We start from the raw sequence: 16,059 nt of genomic DNA on the forward strand, positions 1-16,059 counted from the left end.
ATATTTGTTTATTCTATAATGCTTCATGATGTGTACTTCTCAGTTGATACAAACAGAGATAAAAATATATGGATCAGCAATATGATAAGTTGCATCTTTGTTTTCTTAATATTCTCTTACTTACTCATGAAGTCAAATAGCTATTTATTGGGGATAAGCAAAAGGCATTGGAAGTATGTATTATCTCCCACACCGGCTGATATTAAAGAGAGGCATTTGTATGTCCTCTATTCTTTAACTCCAACTACTTTAGTATTATCTGATAATCCAGAAAGTGAATCTTATCCCACTAGTGTGTATTTATATGACCTAAATAAAAATACATACGTATATTTTAATAGAGTTGTGAATTTACAGTGATTAGAACTAATCTAATCAGCATTTTGATTGTTTTTCGGTGAAGCGACTGGATTCATATAACACATTATTCGTGTTACTTGCCGTTGGTCCTTGGACCGAACAGAGTATAGAAGTTAGAATTCGATTAATAACTGCAATTACATTATGGAATTATTAAAGAAAAGAAGTGATGGTGTGAAACCATTTCCAGAAGAGTGTGAATTTATTGATTTGTTTGAAACAGAACCCCATTTATTAGATCCGGACTCTCCGTTTTTTTATAACCACCTAACTTACATGTTAGAAAGAGCGAATGGTATTATCTATTTTGAATTAGAGCCAGGATGCCATTCTGCCACATTTATTTGGAAGGACAAAAACGACAAAACTATAGTCGATTTGGATCTCCGAAACATTAAGGGATTAGAGATTGAGAAGAGAAACGGACTTGAATTTCTCCGTTTTTTATTCCATGAAGATCAGGAATTGAAGGACTTGATCATTAAAACAAAACCGGAAATATCGGTTTTATGGGGAACAGAAGGATTTTAGGATTTTAATACGTGACTACAAGAAAGTAATGCGAAATCTTGAAAGAGAGGAGCAAAGTCATGAATATTATTACACCCTCTAAAGAAAGGCATGTAGAAGTTAGAAAAATCATATTAGGGAGAAGTCTATGAAAAATCTCATCTCTTTTCTGAACGAACATAAAGTCGACCACGAGATCATCCAGCACGAAGTTTCCATTCAATCCGCACAGGATGGAGCAGATTATTTCGGAATTGAAATCGGTCAAACGGCCCCAACGTTAATTCTCAAATCGGAAGACAGCTACTATGCGATCATTATCTCGGGGGACTATGGACGGATAGACTTCGAGAACCTGATGATGATATTGAACTGCAATGAACTCAAATTAGCCAAACCCAAGGAAGTAGAACAAATAACGGGTTGCACAATAGGGAACGTCCCTTTAATCGGGCACAATCTACCGACAATCATAGACCGACAACTGCATAGATACGCCTATATTTATGGTGGAACGGGAATACACAACTCAACGCTGAAGATCAGCCCTGTTGAAGTAGAGAAATTAAATCAGGTTGTCGCTTTTGTTCGTTAGCCAAATATACAAATTAATCGCGAGGAGTTAACACGCATGACGAAAAATCCCTCCGTTCCAACACTATATTTCGACGGTTCATTTATTGATGTGTTATGGGATAATCACGACGCGGCGGTTAGTTGGTTTCAGAAGCACTTAGGCTGGGATGTTCAACGACAGGAGTTATGGAAACCAGACCCCAGATGCACGCACGGCAAAATGACTCAAATGAACTGGGGAACATGGCTGGTTTCAAGCCTTTCGAATGAACGGTTGCCTCATCACTATACGGAACGCGGAACGATCGATCCGAATGTTCGCTTGTGCTGGAGAGTTCGAAACCTTAAAGAGCTGCATCGCAATTATCAGAATAGCGGTATTCGCGTAACAGACATACATAGCGGACCCGGACTTACGCATTATTTTGATTTCTGGGCTACCAACGAAGGCATTCGACTAACCGCACAGGAAGACAGCAGCGTCGATTCAGACGGATTCTTCCCATCCTGGAACCGGATTGGAGTTCGGGATCTAGATAAATCGGTAGAATGGTACAACCATCATCTGGGGATGGAAGTAGACGCGGATTATCGTGAGCACGGTTATGTCATCATGAAATTAAAGTTAAATCATCAACCGGAAGGACATTCTCTGTGGGTGCTTGAGCAGCTTTCCGAAGAAGCCGCTTCAGGCAAGGTGGACGGTCCCGTTCGTCTTAGTTGCTGGGTCAAGGAGCGGGAGGATTTTTTTAACTATCATCGCTATTTGATCAACAGCCGCATCGATACTTCGGAGATTGGCGGTTTTCTTACGCGAGGGATGGTTAGTTTTCATTTCTATGATCTAGATGGCAATCGTTTGAACATAAGCAGTATGTGATAGGAGTAAAAGCGAACATGATTATGCACAATCTCCCCTTGGAAAATAAACCGATAACGAGCAAGAGAGCAGGAGGGTGGCCAACCGTAGCTTCCGTTCTTTTCGGTGTCGTTGGGGTTATTTTTGCCCTATTATGGCCAACCGTCAGGAATCTTCAGCATTCGACAGGATTTCCAATCCAATGGCCATTTGTTTCATTCATCCTACTGCTGCTCGGATCTGCCACATGGTTATTGGTGAAAGCACGTAAGAGACATTCAAGAAGAAGCTTAGTCATGACAATAGGAGTAACCCTAGTTGTCGGACTATTATTATTCGAAAGTACAATCTACCTTGCGCATGAGCGGGTTATTTTCATGCAGCCCAAATTAAGCGAGAACGGAAGAGAATACGTAAAGAACGTATTCCAGAATGTCGAGGAGATATCGATCGAAACGAACGACCAGATCGCATTAAAAGGCTGGATCATCCGAAACGCCATAGAGGATAAAGCACCGTTAATGATCTACTTCGCAGGTAATAACGATAATGTGCCTCCTATTTTTTTAACACAATTAACGGGATTAAATATTGCGTTCGTCAACTATAGGGGATATGGCCTTAGCGAAGGAACTCCAAGTGAATTCAAGATTAAAGAGGATAGTTTAACGTTCTATGATACTCTCGTGCAGAACGAACACGTAGACAACGGGCAAATCATTATCGCAGGAAGAAGTTTAGGCTCGGGTGTTGCCACTTATTTGGCCAGCAATCGGGCAGCGAAAGCCGTTATTCTCATCTCGCCTTACGATAGCATGAGCCGTGTCGTTCATGACATGCTTCCGATGTACCCTCAGGTACTTTCGAATACGCATTTTGATTCCTATCGATTAGCGCCTGCCATCTCCGCGCCTGTTCTGAGCTTTATTGCAGAGCAAGACACAACGGTGATTCCCGAGCGATCCGAATCATTGCTAAAGCAGTGGGCTGGAGATAAACATACCGTATACGTACCAGGGGCTAACCATAATAGCATTATGAGTTACCCGATTATTGTAGAAGAGACAATCAAATTCCTTGATGGTGTTCTCGCAAGGAACTAATCGTTCTCCGAATGGGCAGAAAGGTGATCCAACTGGACTATTTAGCAATCATTCTCGTTATTCTATCCGGGTTATTCCATTCCCTCTGGAACCTGTTCACGAAGAAAAGCGTCAATAAAAACGTGTTTCTCTGGTTCTGCCAATGGGCGGCTATTCTCATTTTTCTCCCCGTTGTTATCTTCGAAATCCCTACGATAGAACAAGTGCCAACATCTGGCTACTTCCTTATCCTAGCTAGTATACTTCTTCATGGCGCATACGTGCTCTTGCTTGCCAAGTCCTATACAATAGGGGACATGTCGCAGGTGTATCCGATCATGAGAGGAACAACTCCTTTGCTTGTGCCTATCTTCGGCGTACTTCTGCTTAACGAAACCGTTCATTGGCTAGGATGGATTGGCATATTGTTCATCGTCAGTGGAATCGTGATTGTCGGAGACCGCAAAAATAAGGGTTTTCGTAAAATTGTCGACAAGTCTATCTTATTAGCCGTATTAGTGGGGATTATGATTACTTCCTATACCATAGTGGACAAAGTCACCTTGCAATACATCCCGGCGTTTACGCTTAATGAGGCGACTAACATTGGCAACATGCTGGCATTGACTTATGTAACGATGAAGTCGCAAGCCATTCGCCAGGAATGGAAAGTGAATTGGAAGACCATCCTACTTGGGGGATTGATTGCTCCCGGAGGATATATTCTGTTCTTGAAGGCTCTGGAATTCATGCCTGTCTCGCAGCTAGCTCCGATGCGGGAGATTGGAACCGTGTTCGGCACGTTGATGGGAATCTTTATTCTTCATGAACGACAGGGAGGAAGCCGCATCGTCGCCTCGGTGTTGATAACGGGCGGTATTATTTTACTGGCGCAATAATAGGGTATTTACATTTCTATAAAAGTAGATATACTCTAACCATGGATACTTTATCGATTATTAAAGCACTGTCCAATGAGACGAGATTCAAAATCTTGGAATGGCTGAAGGATCCGGAAACGCATTTCGGACCTCAGAGCCATATGCCGAGCGATTGCGACTTTCACGGCGGCATCTGCGTCGGAGCCATCGCCGATAAAGCCGGTCTAGCCCAGTCGGTCATCTCCGGTTACTTGGTCAAAATGCAGAAGTCAGGCCTGCTTGAGTCCAGGCGCCATTGCCAATGGACTTATTATCGTCGCCACGAAACCGGCATTCAGCAATTTAAGCAGCGACTCCTCGAGGAGATATAGCTTGATATACTTTCAAGCTAATTTCTTGCAATATGTATATCTAAATATATATATAACTAGATATACAATAGAGACATGAACCCATTGGAGGGAATAAAGTGGACAAAACAAACACAACTCAACAATCGAAATTACATTCGGTGGATTCTCTTTTTAAGCCATTCACATTAGGAAAGCTGGAGCTGTCTAATCGCATCGTAATGGCCCCGATGACCCGAAGCTTCTCGCCGGACGGTGTTCCCGGACCGGATGTAGCCGCCTATTATAGACGTCGGGCGGAGAATGGGGTCGGCTTGATCGTGACGGAAGGAACATTAATCGATCATCCTGCGGCAACGGGAGATCCTAACGTTCCTAACTTCCATGGCGAGAAAGCTCTTGAAGGATGGGCTAATGTCGTAGCAGCCGTTCATGAAGCGGGAGGTCGAATCGTTCCGCAGCTGTGGCATGTCGGTATGACGCGCCGCAACGGCTCGTTGCCGCATCCGGAAGCTCCATCCATTGGACCGTCCGGCCGTACGCTTAAAGGCGATCAATTAAACGAGCCGATGACGAAAGAGGATATAGACCAGGTTATTCGGGCTTTCGCTCAAGCGGCGGCAGATGCCAAAAGAATTGGATTTGACGGAATCGAGATCCATGGGGCGCACGGATACTTGATAGATCAGTTTTTCTGGGAAAGAACCAATCAACGCACAGATGAATATGGAGGCAGCATGATTGCGCGTACGCGCTTTGCCGCGGAAATCGTTAAAGCGTGCCGCCTTGCGGTAGGACCGGACTTTCCGATTATTCTGCGGATGTCGCAATGGAAAACGGCTCAATATGAAGCAAAGCTTGCTTCAACGCCTGAAGAGTTGAAACAATTTTTGGAGCCGCTTGTTGAAGCTGGCGTCGATATTTTCCATTGCTCGACTCGTCGCTTCTGGGAGCCTGAATTCGAGGGTTCGAAGTTGAACTATGCCGGATGGGTGAAGAAGCTGTCAGGCAAGCCTACGATTACGGTTGGTTCGGTCGGACTCGATGAGGAATTCCTTGGAGCGTTTCAGGGCAAAGGTGCAGGTTTAGCAGATCTTAACGAATTGCTGGAACGGCTGGATGATGAGGAATTCGATCTCGTCGCCGTCGGACGCGCTTTATTAGTGGATCCTGCCTGGGCCAGTAAAGTGCGTGAAGGCCAGTTCGATAAGCTTGTCCCGTACGATGGGGAAGCGTTAAAAACATTATATTAAGAAAGAAAAGGAGCCCTTCATCTGGCTCCTTTTTTCATGCTAAGCTAAGGCAACAAGTTTTGATTTCTGCAATTTAAGGGATAGTTATTGAAGGAAACGAAAGGTAATTTGTCGAAAATATATCGATGGAATTAATTAGAAAAATTCGGTAAATGAGGAATGTGGAGGATGGTATGCGATGACCCGTCTGCGTAAAATTACCTTTGTATTTCCGAACACGAACGAGAAGGAATACGAATGGAACAGCTTCTTCAATCGATTGATTTCAGATGTGCCTACGGCTCAATCTAACGTGATTGTTCCTTCATTTTCAGACACTGCGATGCCTAGTACTGGGTTTCTAGTGGGATTAAGTCCATCTCCTACCATTCTTCTGGAGACCGAAGTGAGCATTCAATTAAAGCTAGGGAACATCGAGATCACGAATGATGCTTCAGCCAACAACGATCAATCCTTGTTGAACGCCGAGAGCAGTACAACAATCAAGATGAATTCTACTGCTAGAGCAAATACGATCTCTTATCTCTACGAACAGCTGAAAGGCAGAATTATCGGAATCGACCATACAGGCGTAAACGTCCCTGCAGCAACGACAGAGCAATCCGTTTGGGACGAATTTATGTCTCGGCTTTCAGGCATATGCAACCTCTATCGGTACCCTGGGCAACAATGGCCTTTTATTATTCCGGCGGACGACAAGGAGTATGACACTGAGATTTCCAATTTTAATGTAAAAAGAACACCAAAGTTCGAGATCGTCTACGATACGTATACGGATAAGCCTATTTTCCAATTTGCTCTCGAAACCAATATAACCAAGGAAGAGTTAGAAAGTATTTTCCCAGAGCCTATCGGATTTGCCATTCCAGGATTGTCGGACATATTCCGATCCGTTGTAGTTCAGTCTCCATGGGAGGATGAGGTTGTTTTTCGTTTTGATTTATATTACAAGCCTACTTCAAAGGAGCTTACGGATTGGGAAACTGGTGAATGGCTAGTGCGGGAAGGCGGACGGGTGAAGAGTGAAGTTCAGGACAAGGATTATGTCATCTCGAACGATAAAAGCAAGATCGACAAACAAGTCGTTCTCGATTATTTAGCCAGGAGTTATTGGGCGAACAAGAGGGAACCCGAACGCACTCTGAGAGCGATCGAAGCCTCGGATTGTTACGGCATTTACCATCATGAGAAGCAGGTTGGTTTCGCGCGAATTGTTACGGACGGAGCTACGATGTTTTACTTATGCGATGTGTTCGTTCTAGAGGAGTATCAGGGACAAAGCCTCGGGAAGAAACTGATCGAAACGATTGTTAATGACGTGAAATATGAGTCGTTAATGGGAATGTTGGGGACTTTGGATGCTCACGGATTGTATGAACAGTACGGTTTTATTAAAGATTCAGACCGTTTCATGAAGCGACCTCCCACGTGGGCAAACGTGCCGAATGGGTAGTGAGATCGCACGTTTGTTGAATTCCTTCGCCATGAATGATAAAGTGATACCATACCCGACTTACTAAGTTGGAATTACTGGAGGCGGAGTGTTCACATGTCTAAAATCGCGAAGAATCTGACGGATCTCATCGGAAATACGCCATTGCTACAACTAACGAACTTCATGAGTCTACACGAAGCCGAAGCCAACATCATAGCTAAGCTGGAATACTTTAACCCGGCTGGCAGCGTCAAAGACAGAATAGGTTTTGCGATGATTAAAGATGCCGAAGACAAAGGCATAATCAATAAGGAAACAGTCATTGTAGAACCGACGAGCGGCAATACGGGAGTTGGACTTGCGTTCGCCGCCGCAGCGCTAGGTTACAAATTAATCATAACGTTACCGGAGAGCTTCAGCCTGGAGCGTCGGAAGCTACTGCTCGCGCTTGGCGCTCAATTGGTTCTGACCCCTGCGAACGAAGGGATGGCAGGAGCGATTCAGAAAGCGGACGAGATAGCGGAATCGTTACCCAACGCATACGTGCCGCAGCAGTTCAAGAATCCCGCAAACCCGGCCATTCACAGAACGACGACGGCTGAAGAAATCTGGAGAGATACGGACGGTGAAGTAGACATCTTCGTAAGCGGAGTCGGATCGGGTGGAACGATCTCCGGCGTAGGACAAGCTTTGAAAGCGAAAAATAGCGCAGTGAAAATCATCGCCGTCGAGCCAAGCGATTCCCCCGTACTCTCGGGAGGGAACAAAGGGGTCCATAAGATTCAAGGGATCGGAGCCGGATTTGTCCCTGATAACTACGATGCATCGGTTGTCGACGAGATCTATCCAGTCAAGAACGAGGAAGCGTTCGAGACCGCTAGGAAATTAGCCGGTACGGAAGGATTGCTCGTCGGGATTTCATCCGGGGCAGCAGCTTACGCAGCATTACAAATCGCCAAGAGACCTGAGAACAAAGGCAAGAATATCGTAGTCATCTTACCGGATACAGGCGAACGTTACCTATCGACTCCTCTGTTCCCGGAAGCATAATCAACAACAATGCCCAGCTCCCTAATAACGGCGCTGGGCACTTTTATTTCGCCGGAAAACTTACCTTACAAACGGGAGTTGAGCAGGAATGAACTTATTCATCGTTGATGCTTTTACAGATGAGCCATTCAGAGGAAATCCAGCCGCAGTCTGTTTGCTTGATTCCGCGAAGTCGGATGTTTGGATGCAGAACGTCGCAGCCGAAATGAACTTGTCCGAAACCGCATTCCTGATTAGAAGGGATAATGACTACTCGCTGAGATGGTTTACGCCTAGCGCTGAAGTGGACTTATGCGGACACGCGACTCTTGCAAGCGCCCATGTGTTATGGGAGGAAGGGCTTAGCTTGGACAGCGAGCTTTCTTTTATGACTAAGAGTGGATTGTTGACGGCAACCAAAGGCGAAGATGGAATCAACTTGCTGTTCCCGCTGGAAATCGAACAGGAATGCGAAGTGCCGGAGAAATTGGTCGAAGCGTTGGGTATTCCTTGTACATACGTCGGCAGAAACCGTTTCGATTACCTTGTAGAAGTAGATAATGAGGAGCTCGTTAGACGGTTGAAGCCGAATTATCACCTTCTGCAATCTATCGAGACTAGGGGGATTCTCGTAACAAGTAAATCGGACAGGCCGGGGATCGATTTCGTATCCCGGTGTTTCTTCCCGGCAATCGGCGTCAATGAAGATCCGGTTACGGGCTCTGCTCACTGCTGTCTCGGTCCCTATTGGCAAGCCAAGCTGAATAAATCCGAGATGGTCGCTCAACAGTTATCAACCCGACAAGGCACGTTAAAGCTGAAGATCGTTGAAGACAGGATTATCATGACGGGACAAGCCGTTACTACGCTTAAAGGACGGCTTATAGGGGAGCGTGGCTAACCATGGAGATTATATTGGTTTTATTTGGGTTAATCGTAGTTATGGTGGCTTATTATATTTTAATTCTCGTAATCAAGAACGCTATCGATACTTCCAATACCTCCAAGAAATTGGATGTCTTAATCGACGAGATGAGATTGTTGAGAAAAGAGATTCGAGAGAACAAGCATATTATCGATAAGAAGGTTTAATGTCCATAGTAAAAAGAACCGCCATTCGCAGCTAATAAGGAGCGCGAATGACGGTTCTTTTTCAATGAGCTTTATTCCTGATTCCCCGAAGGTTTTCCCCACTTGATCGCCCATATATCCATTGCCTTTAGTACCTCTCGAAACTCGATACCGCTTTGCGTTAATGAATATTCAACCTTCACGGGAACGGTAGGGAATACTTCACGTCTAACGACTCCCGTCTCCTCCAACAACCGAAGGGTGTCCGTGAGAGACTGCGTTTTGATAATTTGAATGTTTCTTTGAAGCTGCATAAATCTTGTTGTCCCTTTGGAAAGCTCGGCGATTACAAGAAACGCCCACTTCGCGCCAAGAATGGTTAAGGCATTACAAATGTGAGGGAATGATTTGTCTTCTTGTTCCAACTGAATAGTCATCTCATTTACACCCACTTACTAAAGTATAGTTAATCCTGATTACTGGATAATGTCAAAATGTTTTGCCTTCTTACATTATGTGAGTGAGCTAAATATAATGTCAATCAAGAGCTGCATCTTTTATGTTAATCCAAACGTTCGCAGTGGAGAGAGGGCTGGTATTTATGAAAAAACGAAGCGTGTTCCTTCTTGCATTAGGAGCATTCGTGGTGGGGACTTCCGAATTGATCGTCGGCGGGATACTAAAGCCGATCGCGGACGATTTGCAAATCTCCATAGCTCTTGCCGGACAATTAGTGACCGTGTTTTCTTTAGCGTTCGCCATCGGTGCGCCTGTTGTCGTGGCAATTACAGCTCGCATGGAGCGCAAGAAGCTTCTAATTGGATCACTCGCCTTATTTATCGTCGGTTGTCTGGCGTCCTACGGAAGCTCGGAATACTCCCAGTTAATGCTTTCCAGAGTTATTGTTGGCGTGAGTGCAGGTGTGTTCACGATAATCGCTTTCAGCTCAGTCGCCAAACTTGTTCCTCCGGATCAAATCGGGAGAGCGGTGGGCACGGTAGTCCTTGGGGTCAGTTGCTCAATGGTATTAGGCGTACCGTTGGGAATTGCCGTAACGAAATGGATGAATTGGCAGGTCGTCTTTGCTGCGCTTGCGATTGCCGCTCTTATCGTAATGTTGTTAATGCTACGTTTCTTATCTGAGATCGAAGGCGATGTGCAGATTCCATTCAAACAACAGTTCACCGTACTTCGTAATCCTGTCATTGTCACGGGGCTATTGTTTTCCTTTTTCTTCAGCACGAGCAGTTCGGCCATGAATAGTTATGTTACGCCATTTATGGAGTCGATACTTCATCTCAATGTAACGGAAATCGGCTATATGATGCTTGTGATAGGAATCTTTAGCGTCATTGGCTCGCGAATGGGAGGTATATGGGCGGATAAATGGGGGACCGTTCGCATGATGAGTGGCGGAATGGCCATACTGGCTATTTCCCTCGCCTTGCTTCCCCTATTCGTGGCTTACGTTGCCGTGGGGTTAAGCTTGATCGTCGTCTGGATCTTCGCCATGTCCATGACCATTCCGGCTATTCAGACGTATTTCATCCAACAAGCACCACAATCTTCTAACCTTGTACTTGGATTAAATACTTCGGTACTTCATCTTGGAGTTGCTGCGGGAGCGGGAATAGGAGGATTGGCCGTGGATGCGACTTCGACGGTCTTGAATAACCCTTGGGTAGCAAGCGGTGCCGCTGCGATCAGCTTGGTTATGGCAATCGTATCCGCATCGCGCCGAAGAGAAACCGCCATCTGATCGATGGCGGCTTTTAGTCAAACGGTCTATATGGACTGCGTAGCTCGGGAAGGGGAGCGAAGATACGAATAAGCACAGGCGATCGAGGCGAGGACGATAAACGCCAACCCCCAATAAATATTGCCGTAAGCGTGCGCTAGAGAATAATGCTTTTGCCACCCGAGAGCGCTAGCCGTCATGGCAACCCCGAACGCTCCGCTGAAAAATTGAAGCAATTGGAACAATCCGAGTCCAGATCCGATCTGCGACGGTAGCAGAATCCGCGACATCTCATTGGAAATGCTGCTTGTTAGAATAGTAAATCCAACGCTTAACAGCATATAGATGAAGATAATCGCAATATAAGTCGTACTCGCAAATAAGGCGAATAATATGACGGAAGCAAGCACAAGTAGAGGGATGTAACGAATGAACGAACGGTTTCCCTGCAAGTCGATGATCCGGCCGACTCGACGAGAGATGAGCATCGCTAACAATGCCCCTGGGAAAATAACGAATCCGGCTTCAATTGCGTTAAGCCCGAATTGATTCACTAAAATTTGAGGCATAAGAAATAACGTCGCGAAGCTGCATATATACCCGGCTATTCCTACTGCGGATAAAGACAAGTATTGACGGTTACGGAATAAGGCGGGCTGAACGAACGGTTGAGCAGCCGTTCGGATTCTAATGATGAATAAGAGGACAGCAACGACACCCGATGCGAGCGCAATCCAAGTTTGATTCGTAAGAAATAAGAGCAAGCTTGTCGTTCCAACGCCAGCTAACAGAGCACCCAATGAGTCGAAAGAACCTTTGGTCGGCTTTTCCTTCGGAATGAGTTTCGCGTAGAGAGGGATCAGAAATAGCGTGATTGCCGTAACGACGAACAAATAATGCCAGCCCCAATATTCGATAATCGCTCCGCCAACGACGGGTCCGAGTCCGAAACCTAGGGATGCTGCCGACATGACCGTTGCCATTGCCTTACCGCGCCTTTCCAGAGGCACGTAACGGGAGATCAAGATTAAGGATAATGCGGGAATGGATCCCGCGCCGGAAGCTTGAACGATCCGAACGACGAGCAGCCATAGAAAGCTATCGCTGAAATAACCTGCCACGGCCGCAAGGCTGATTGACAGAATGCCGATAATGAATAACCTGCGTATAGGAACAAAATCGGATAGTCGGCTATACGTAATGGATGAAATCGCGAATACGATGGAATATCCCGTGACGATCCAAGAGGTCGAAGTTGCGGACAAGCTGAAAGCGCGAGAGACGTCGGGCAGCGCTAAGTTGAACATCATCGTATTCATAATAACCAGCACGACGGATATCCCCAATAAATAAGTCAAGGCATTTTCACGTATGGCGGGCTGATGATCTGCCGTAAGCGGAACGCTCTTAGGCAAAGTGACTGACATATCGTTCCCTCATTTCCATGTTTCATTATTCGATTGTTATCGAACAATAGAAATATAGCATGAGATATGGTAATATGCAATCAATACCTTTCAAAAGGAGGCCGCAAGTTGAAAAATTTATTTCACCCGGACAAAGACGACATCCATTTGTCCTCCGTTCTATATGCTTTAAGCGATCCTGTTCGGCTGTTCATCGTATCGGAAATCCGCAGATTAGGTGAGCGCTCCTGCGGCGATATCGACGTTCCCGTCGTGAAATCCACGATGTCCCATCATGCCCGAACGCTTCGCGAAGCAGGCGTTCTGAATGTTCGAATACAAGGCACCCAGAGAATGTTAACCTTGCGCGAGGATGATCTGGAATCCAGATTTCCGGGATTGTTGTTATCCATCCTAGATGCATATGATCGCAACGGAGAGCCTATCTCATCCCATACATCCGAATAATTCACATACCAAGAAGATCGCGGTTGCTTCCGCGATCTTCTTCCGTGTTTTGTTCCGACAAAAAGTGATAGGAAGGAAGAGGGAAATTCAAATCGGCATTGAATATTATTAAAGGGTTGTTAATAACGTTAATAGAGAGGAGGGGCAGCCATGTTTCATTACCGTGATGCAACTTTCGCGGATTTCAAACAGATCGCCTCTTTTCCGCAAAGCAAGGAAGAGCAATTTTACATGTATCCGAAAGGGATTTATCCTCTCACCGCAGAGCAACTAGCTGAAGCGGCGACAGGGAGAACCTCCTTGACGGTCATTACGGATTCGGAGGAAGTCGTAGGCTATAGCAATCTCTACGATGTGATCTCCGGTGAGCAATGTTGGATCGGCAACGTGATCGTTCGACCTGCGAGCAGAGGAACAGGGTTAGCCGGCTTCTTGATTCAAACGATGATTCACAGAGCGGCGGAAGAGCTTCAAGTCAAATCCGTACATCTCGTGTGTCATAACACGAACTCCCGCGCGCTATTGTTTTATCATAAGTTAGGGTTTGTTCCCTACGATATTCGACAAATTGACGATACTCCTCACGGCACGATCGCCGGAATCAAAATGAGGATCGAGGTTGAAGGACAGGTGATTCTATGACTAGGACTTTAATGATTAGCGACATACATGGCTGCATCGAGCCTTTGAACCGAATGTTAGAGGAAGTTGGTTTCAATCGTTCAACCGACCGGCTTGTCTTGCTGGGGGATTACGTAGACAGAGGACCTAAGAGCAAAGACGTCGTTGCCCGAGTCATGGATTTAGTGAATAACGACGGGGCAATTGCCTTGCGCGGAAACCACGATCAAAGATTGGTAGATCTGATCCGCACCAACGATTCTCTCATCCAATCCAAGTTCATGGAGCATGGTGGCATCCAGACCTTACATAGCTACTGCGATTTCATTGGCAAAGACATCGATAAGGATAAGCTGCAACATGCGAGAGACCACATATCGTCTAACTATGAACACCATATCGCTTTTCTGAACGAGCTGCCTTATTATTACGAGGACGACAACCATATTTGCGTCCATGCCGGGTTGAACCCGCATTACGCGAATTGGAAAAACCAGCCTGCATACGACTTCATGTACATTAAGAACGATTTTATTAAAGCTAAGACGAGGGTTGCCAAGAAAGTCATCTTCGGACATACAAGAGCCATGGAAATCCACGATTCCTCGGACGTTTGGTTTGACGAAGACAAGATCGGCATTGACGGCGGCTGCGCGTACGGACTGCAGTTAAATTGCTTGATCTATGAAGAAGGCGAGTATTCTACGAAGACGATAAAAAATAGTTAGACTATGGGGCTATTGCAAAGATCACCTTCTTGATAATCGTGATAAACGAGGTATGGAGAGGAAGGTAAAGCTTATGGAAACGTTCGGTAGGGGATGCTTGTACTTGATTGTCGGTTTCATAGTCATTATGATTCTTGCTTTTATAACCCAAAGTACGATTCAAATCCCATGGTTCTTACTCATTCCAATAATCGTGTTCGTATTCTGGTTGGCCAGCAAAAAAAACAAAAAGTGAGGGATTACCCTCACTTTTGTGCTATTCATGGGGATGGATCATCTGCTCCGGGCGAACGATCGAATCGAATTGTTCTTCGGTAAGCAATCCGCTTCGCAACGCCGCTTCTTTTAACGTAAGACCTTCCTTGTGGGCGGTCTTGGCAATCGTCGCGGCGTTCTCGTATCCAATGTGCGGATTAAGCGCGGTTACGAGCATCAAGGAACGTTGCAGATGGCTTCGAATAACGTCAAGATTCGCTTCGATACCGACGGCGCAATTATCGTTCCAAGATTGGATAGCATCCGCAAGAAGCCTCGTCGATTGCAGGAAGTTGAAGATGATGACCGGCTTGAACACGTTCAGCTCGAAATTGCCCTGGCTAGCGGCGAAACCGATCGTTACGTCATTGCCCATCACTTGCGCGACGACCATCGTCATCGCTTCAGATTGGGTAGGGTTAACTTTGCCTGGCATGATCGAGCTTCCGGGTTCGTTAGCTGGAATCGTTATCTCGCCGATTCCGCTCCTTGGTCCGCTTGCCAGCCATCTAACGTCGTTGGCGATTTTCATTAAATCCGCAGCCAGCGCTTTCAATGCGCCATGGACATGTACGAGCTCATCGTGGCTCGTAAGCGCATGAAACTTGTTGCTTGCGGTTAAGAACGTCTTCCCGCTTAGTTCGCTAAGCTTCTCCGCAACCTTCGAACCGAAGGAGGGATGGGCATTAATCCCCGTTCCTACTGCCGTGCCCCCGATCGCAAGCTCTCGTAAGTATTCCGCGCTATCCCGAATCATTCGATGCGACTTGTCGAGCATCCTTACCCAGCCGCTCATCTCTTGGCCAAGCGTTAACGGCGTTGCATCTTGAAGGTGTGTTCGGCCGATCTTGATTACGTCCGAGAACTGCTCGCTTTTGGCATCCAACGTGCTCTTCAACTTGTCGATCGCGGGGAGTACTTGGTCTTCGATCGCGATCAGCGCGGCGATATGCATAGCCGTCGGAAAAGTATCGTTAGAGCTTTGGGACTTATTCACGTCGTCGTTCGGATGAACTCGTTCTTCGCTGCCTTGTTCGGTCAATAACTGGTTAGCCCGATAGGAGATGACCTCATTAACGTTCATGTTCGACTGCGTTCCGCTACCCGTTTGCCAGACGGCAAGAGGGAAGTGGGCGTCCCATAAGCCACGGATCACTTCATCAGCGGCGATGACGATCGCTTCTGCTTTGGCCGCGGACAATTTACCAAGCTCCCGATTAACGATTGCCGCGCTTTTCTTGAGCAGGGCGAATACATGAATGAGCTCTAGCGGTATTTTCTCCGTGCCGATCCGGAAATTTTCCAAGCTCCGCTCTGTTTGAGCGCCCCAAAGCTTATCCTCGGGCACTAGAATTTCTCCTATAGAGTCTCTTTCGATCCGATATCCCATTCTGTACACCTCGAATTCGCATGATAATTAACTTTAACCAATAGTTG

At 46.1% G+C, this 16,059-nt stretch carries 18 protein-coding genes; 15 read left to right on the plus strand and 3 right to left on the minus strand.

Annotated elements, in window-relative coordinates:
* The first annotated feature begins 534 nt into the window (after positions 1-534).
* From L3D05_RS03440 to L3D05_RS03490, 11 genes are all read left to right on the plus strand, one after another.
* The gene (locus tag L3D05_RS03440; RefSeq protein WP_239614578.1) at positions 535-891 is read left to right on the plus strand and encodes a hypothetical protein; all 357 of its coding nucleotides are present in this window, start codon (positions 535-537) and stop codon (positions 889-891) included.
* Positions 892-1,018: 127 nt separating this feature from the next.
* On the plus strand, positions 1,019-1,465 hold the full coding sequence (locus L3D05_RS03445) for an aminoacyl-tRNA deacylase (RefSeq protein ID WP_239614580.1): 447 nt from the start codon (positions 1,019-1,021) through the stop codon (positions 1,463-1,465).
* Positions 1,466-1,501: 36 nt separating this feature from the next.
* Complete coding sequence (locus L3D05_RS03450; RefSeq protein ID WP_239614583.1) at positions 1,502-2,326, plus strand: VOC family protein; 825 nt, start codon at positions 1,502-1,504, stop codon at positions 2,324-2,326.
* Between the two features lie 17 nt (positions 2,327-2,343).
* Positions 2,344-3,408: an alpha/beta hydrolase gene (locus L3D05_RS03455; protein ID WP_239614584.1), complete on the plus strand. Its 1,065-nt coding sequence runs from the start codon at positions 2,344-2,346 to the stop codon at positions 3,406-3,408.
* Positions 3,409-3,419: 11 nt separating this feature from the next.
* Positions 3,420-4,286: a DMT family transporter gene (locus tag L3D05_RS03460; RefSeq protein WP_239614587.1), complete on the plus strand. Its 867-nt coding sequence runs from the start codon at positions 3,420-3,422 to the stop codon at positions 4,284-4,286.
* 41 nt (positions 4,287-4,327) lie between these two features.
* On the plus strand, positions 4,328-4,639 hold the full coding sequence (locus L3D05_RS03465) for an ArsR/SmtB family transcription factor (protein WP_239614588.1): 312 nt from the start codon (positions 4,328-4,330) through the stop codon (positions 4,637-4,639).
* Between the two features lie 98 nt (positions 4,640-4,737).
* A complete protein-coding gene (locus L3D05_RS03470; RefSeq protein WP_239614589.1) occupies positions 4,738-5,871 on the plus strand; it encodes an NADH:flavin oxidoreductase in 1,134 nt (377 codons plus the stop codon).
* A gap of 178 nt (positions 5,872-6,049) precedes the next feature.
* Positions 6,050-7,324, plus strand: coding sequence for a GNAT family N-acetyltransferase (locus L3D05_RS26645; RefSeq protein ID WP_369417932.1), 1,275 nt, complete (start codon positions 6,050-6,052; stop codon positions 7,322-7,324).
* A gap of 96 nt (positions 7,325-7,420) precedes the next feature.
* A complete protein-coding gene (gene cysK, locus L3D05_RS03480) occupies positions 7,421-8,356 on the plus strand; it encodes a cysteine synthase A (protein ID WP_239614590.1) in 936 nt (311 codons plus the stop codon).
* A gap of 88 nt (positions 8,357-8,444) precedes the next feature.
* The gene (locus L3D05_RS03485; RefSeq protein ID WP_239614591.1) at positions 8,445-9,236 is read left to right on the plus strand and encodes a PhzF family phenazine biosynthesis protein; all 792 of its coding nucleotides are present in this window, start codon (positions 8,445-8,447) and stop codon (positions 9,234-9,236) included.
* A gap of 2 nt (positions 9,237-9,238) precedes the next feature.
* Entirely contained in the window at positions 9,239-9,427 is a 189-nt protein-coding gene (locus L3D05_RS03490; protein WP_239614592.1) for a hypothetical protein, read from the plus strand.
* Positions 9,428-9,498: 71 nt separating this feature from the next.
* Here the strand turns inward: L3D05_RS03490 and L3D05_RS03495 are convergent, their stop codons facing one another.
* Complete coding sequence (locus L3D05_RS03495; RefSeq protein ID WP_239614593.1) at positions 9,499-9,843, minus strand: winged helix-turn-helix transcriptional regulator; 345 nt, start codon at positions 9,841-9,843, stop codon at positions 9,499-9,501.
* Between the two features lie 164 nt (positions 9,844-10,007).
* On the opposite strand from L3D05_RS03495, the gene L3D05_RS03500 reads away from it, so the two are divergent.
* On the plus strand, positions 10,008-11,165 hold the full coding sequence (locus L3D05_RS03500) for an MFS transporter (protein ID WP_239614594.1): 1,158 nt from the start codon (positions 10,008-10,010) through the stop codon (positions 11,163-11,165).
* A 26-nt stretch (positions 11,166-11,191) separates the two neighbouring features.
* Here the strand turns inward: L3D05_RS03500 and L3D05_RS03505 are convergent, their stop codons facing one another.
* Positions 11,192-12,571 carry an MFS transporter gene (locus L3D05_RS03505; protein WP_239614595.1) on the minus strand — a complete coding sequence of 460 codons (1,380 nt, stop codon included), beginning with the start codon at positions 12,569-12,571 and terminating at the stop codon, positions 11,192-11,194.
* Between the two features lie 108 nt (positions 12,572-12,679).
* On the opposite strand from L3D05_RS03505, the gene L3D05_RS03510 reads away from it, so the two are divergent.
* From L3D05_RS03510 to L3D05_RS03520, 3 genes are all read left to right on the plus strand, one after another.
* A complete protein-coding gene (locus L3D05_RS03510) occupies positions 12,680-13,018 on the plus strand; it encodes an ArsR/SmtB family transcription factor (RefSeq protein ID WP_239614596.1) in 339 nt (112 codons plus the stop codon).
* Positions 13,019-13,168: 150 nt separating this feature from the next.
* Positions 13,169-13,660, plus strand: coding sequence for a GNAT family N-acetyltransferase (locus tag L3D05_RS03515; protein ID WP_239614597.1), 492 nt, complete (start codon positions 13,169-13,171; stop codon positions 13,658-13,660).
* Positions 13,657-14,367, plus strand: coding sequence for a metallophosphoesterase family protein (locus tag L3D05_RS03520; protein WP_239614598.1), 711 nt, complete (start codon positions 13,657-13,659; stop codon positions 14,365-14,367). Before L3D05_RS03515 ends, L3D05_RS03520 begins: the two co-directional genes overlap by 4 nt.
* 256 nt (positions 14,368-14,623) lie before the next feature.
* Here L3D05_RS03520 and fumC read toward each other — a convergent pair whose 3' ends face one another.
* The gene (gene fumC / locus L3D05_RS03525) at positions 14,624-16,012 is read right to left on the minus strand and encodes a class II fumarate hydratase (RefSeq protein WP_239614599.1); all 1,389 of its coding nucleotides are present in this window, start codon (positions 16,010-16,012) and stop codon (positions 14,624-14,626) included.
* Positions 16,013-16,059: the final 47 nt, after the last annotated feature.

The sequence above is a fragment of the Cohnella mopanensis genome (assembly GCF_022352055.1).
GTDB lineage: Bacteria > Bacillota > Bacilli > Paenibacillales > Paenibacillaceae > Cohnella > Cohnella mopanensis.

Excerpts from the sequence above, each read along its gene's own strand:
- L3D05_RS03445 (WP_239614580.1), top strand. The coding sequence starts at position 1,019 with ATGAAAAATCTCATCTCTTTTCTGAACGAACATAAAGTCGACCACGAG.
- L3D05_RS03455 (WP_239614584.1), top strand. The coding sequence starts at position 2,344 with ATGATTATGCACAATCTCCCCTTGGAAAATAAACCGATAACGAGCAAG.
- fumC (WP_239614599.1), bottom strand. The coding sequence starts at position 16,012 with ATGGGATATCGGATCGAAAGAGACTCTATAGGAGAAATTCTAGTGCCC.
- cysK (WP_239614590.1), top strand. The coding sequence starts at position 7,421 with ATGTCTAAAATCGCGAAGAATCTGACGGATCTCATCGGAAATACGCCA.
- L3D05_RS03515 (WP_239614597.1), top strand. The coding sequence starts at position 13,169 with ATGTTTCATTACCGTGATGCAACTTTCGCGGATTTCAAACAGATCGCC.
- L3D05_RS03465 (WP_239614588.1), top strand. The coding sequence starts at position 4,328 with ATGGATACTTTATCGATTATTAAAGCACTGTCCAATGAGACGAGATTC.
- L3D05_RS03460 (WP_239614587.1), top strand. The coding sequence starts at position 3,420 with ATGGGCAGAAAGGTGATCCAACTGGACTATTTAGCAATCATTCTCGTT.
- L3D05_RS03520 (WP_239614598.1), top strand. The coding sequence starts at position 13,657 with ATGACTAGGACTTTAATGATTAGCGACATACATGGCTGCATCGAGCCT.
- L3D05_RS03505 (WP_239614595.1), bottom strand. The coding sequence starts at position 12,571 with ATGTCAGTCACTTTGCCTAAGAGCGTTCCGCTTACGGCAGATCATCAG.
- L3D05_RS26645 (WP_369417932.1), top strand. The coding sequence starts at position 6,050 with ATGACCCGTCTGCGTAAAATTACCTTTGTATTTCCGAACACGAACGAG.
- L3D05_RS03495 (WP_239614593.1), bottom strand. The coding sequence starts at position 9,843 with ATGACTATTCAGTTGGAACAAGAAGACAAATCATTCCCTCACATTTGT.
- L3D05_RS03490 (WP_239614592.1), top strand. The coding sequence starts at position 9,239 with ATGGAGATTATATTGGTTTTATTTGGGTTAATCGTAGTTATGGTGGCT.
- L3D05_RS03450 (WP_239614583.1), top strand. The coding sequence starts at position 1,502 with ATGACGAAAAATCCCTCCGTTCCAACACTATATTTCGACGGTTCATTT.
- L3D05_RS03500 (WP_239614594.1), top strand. The coding sequence starts at position 10,008 with ATGAAAAAACGAAGCGTGTTCCTTCTTGCATTAGGAGCATTCGTGGTG.
- L3D05_RS03485 (WP_239614591.1), top strand. The coding sequence starts at position 8,445 with ATGAACTTATTCATCGTTGATGCTTTTACAGATGAGCCATTCAGAGGA.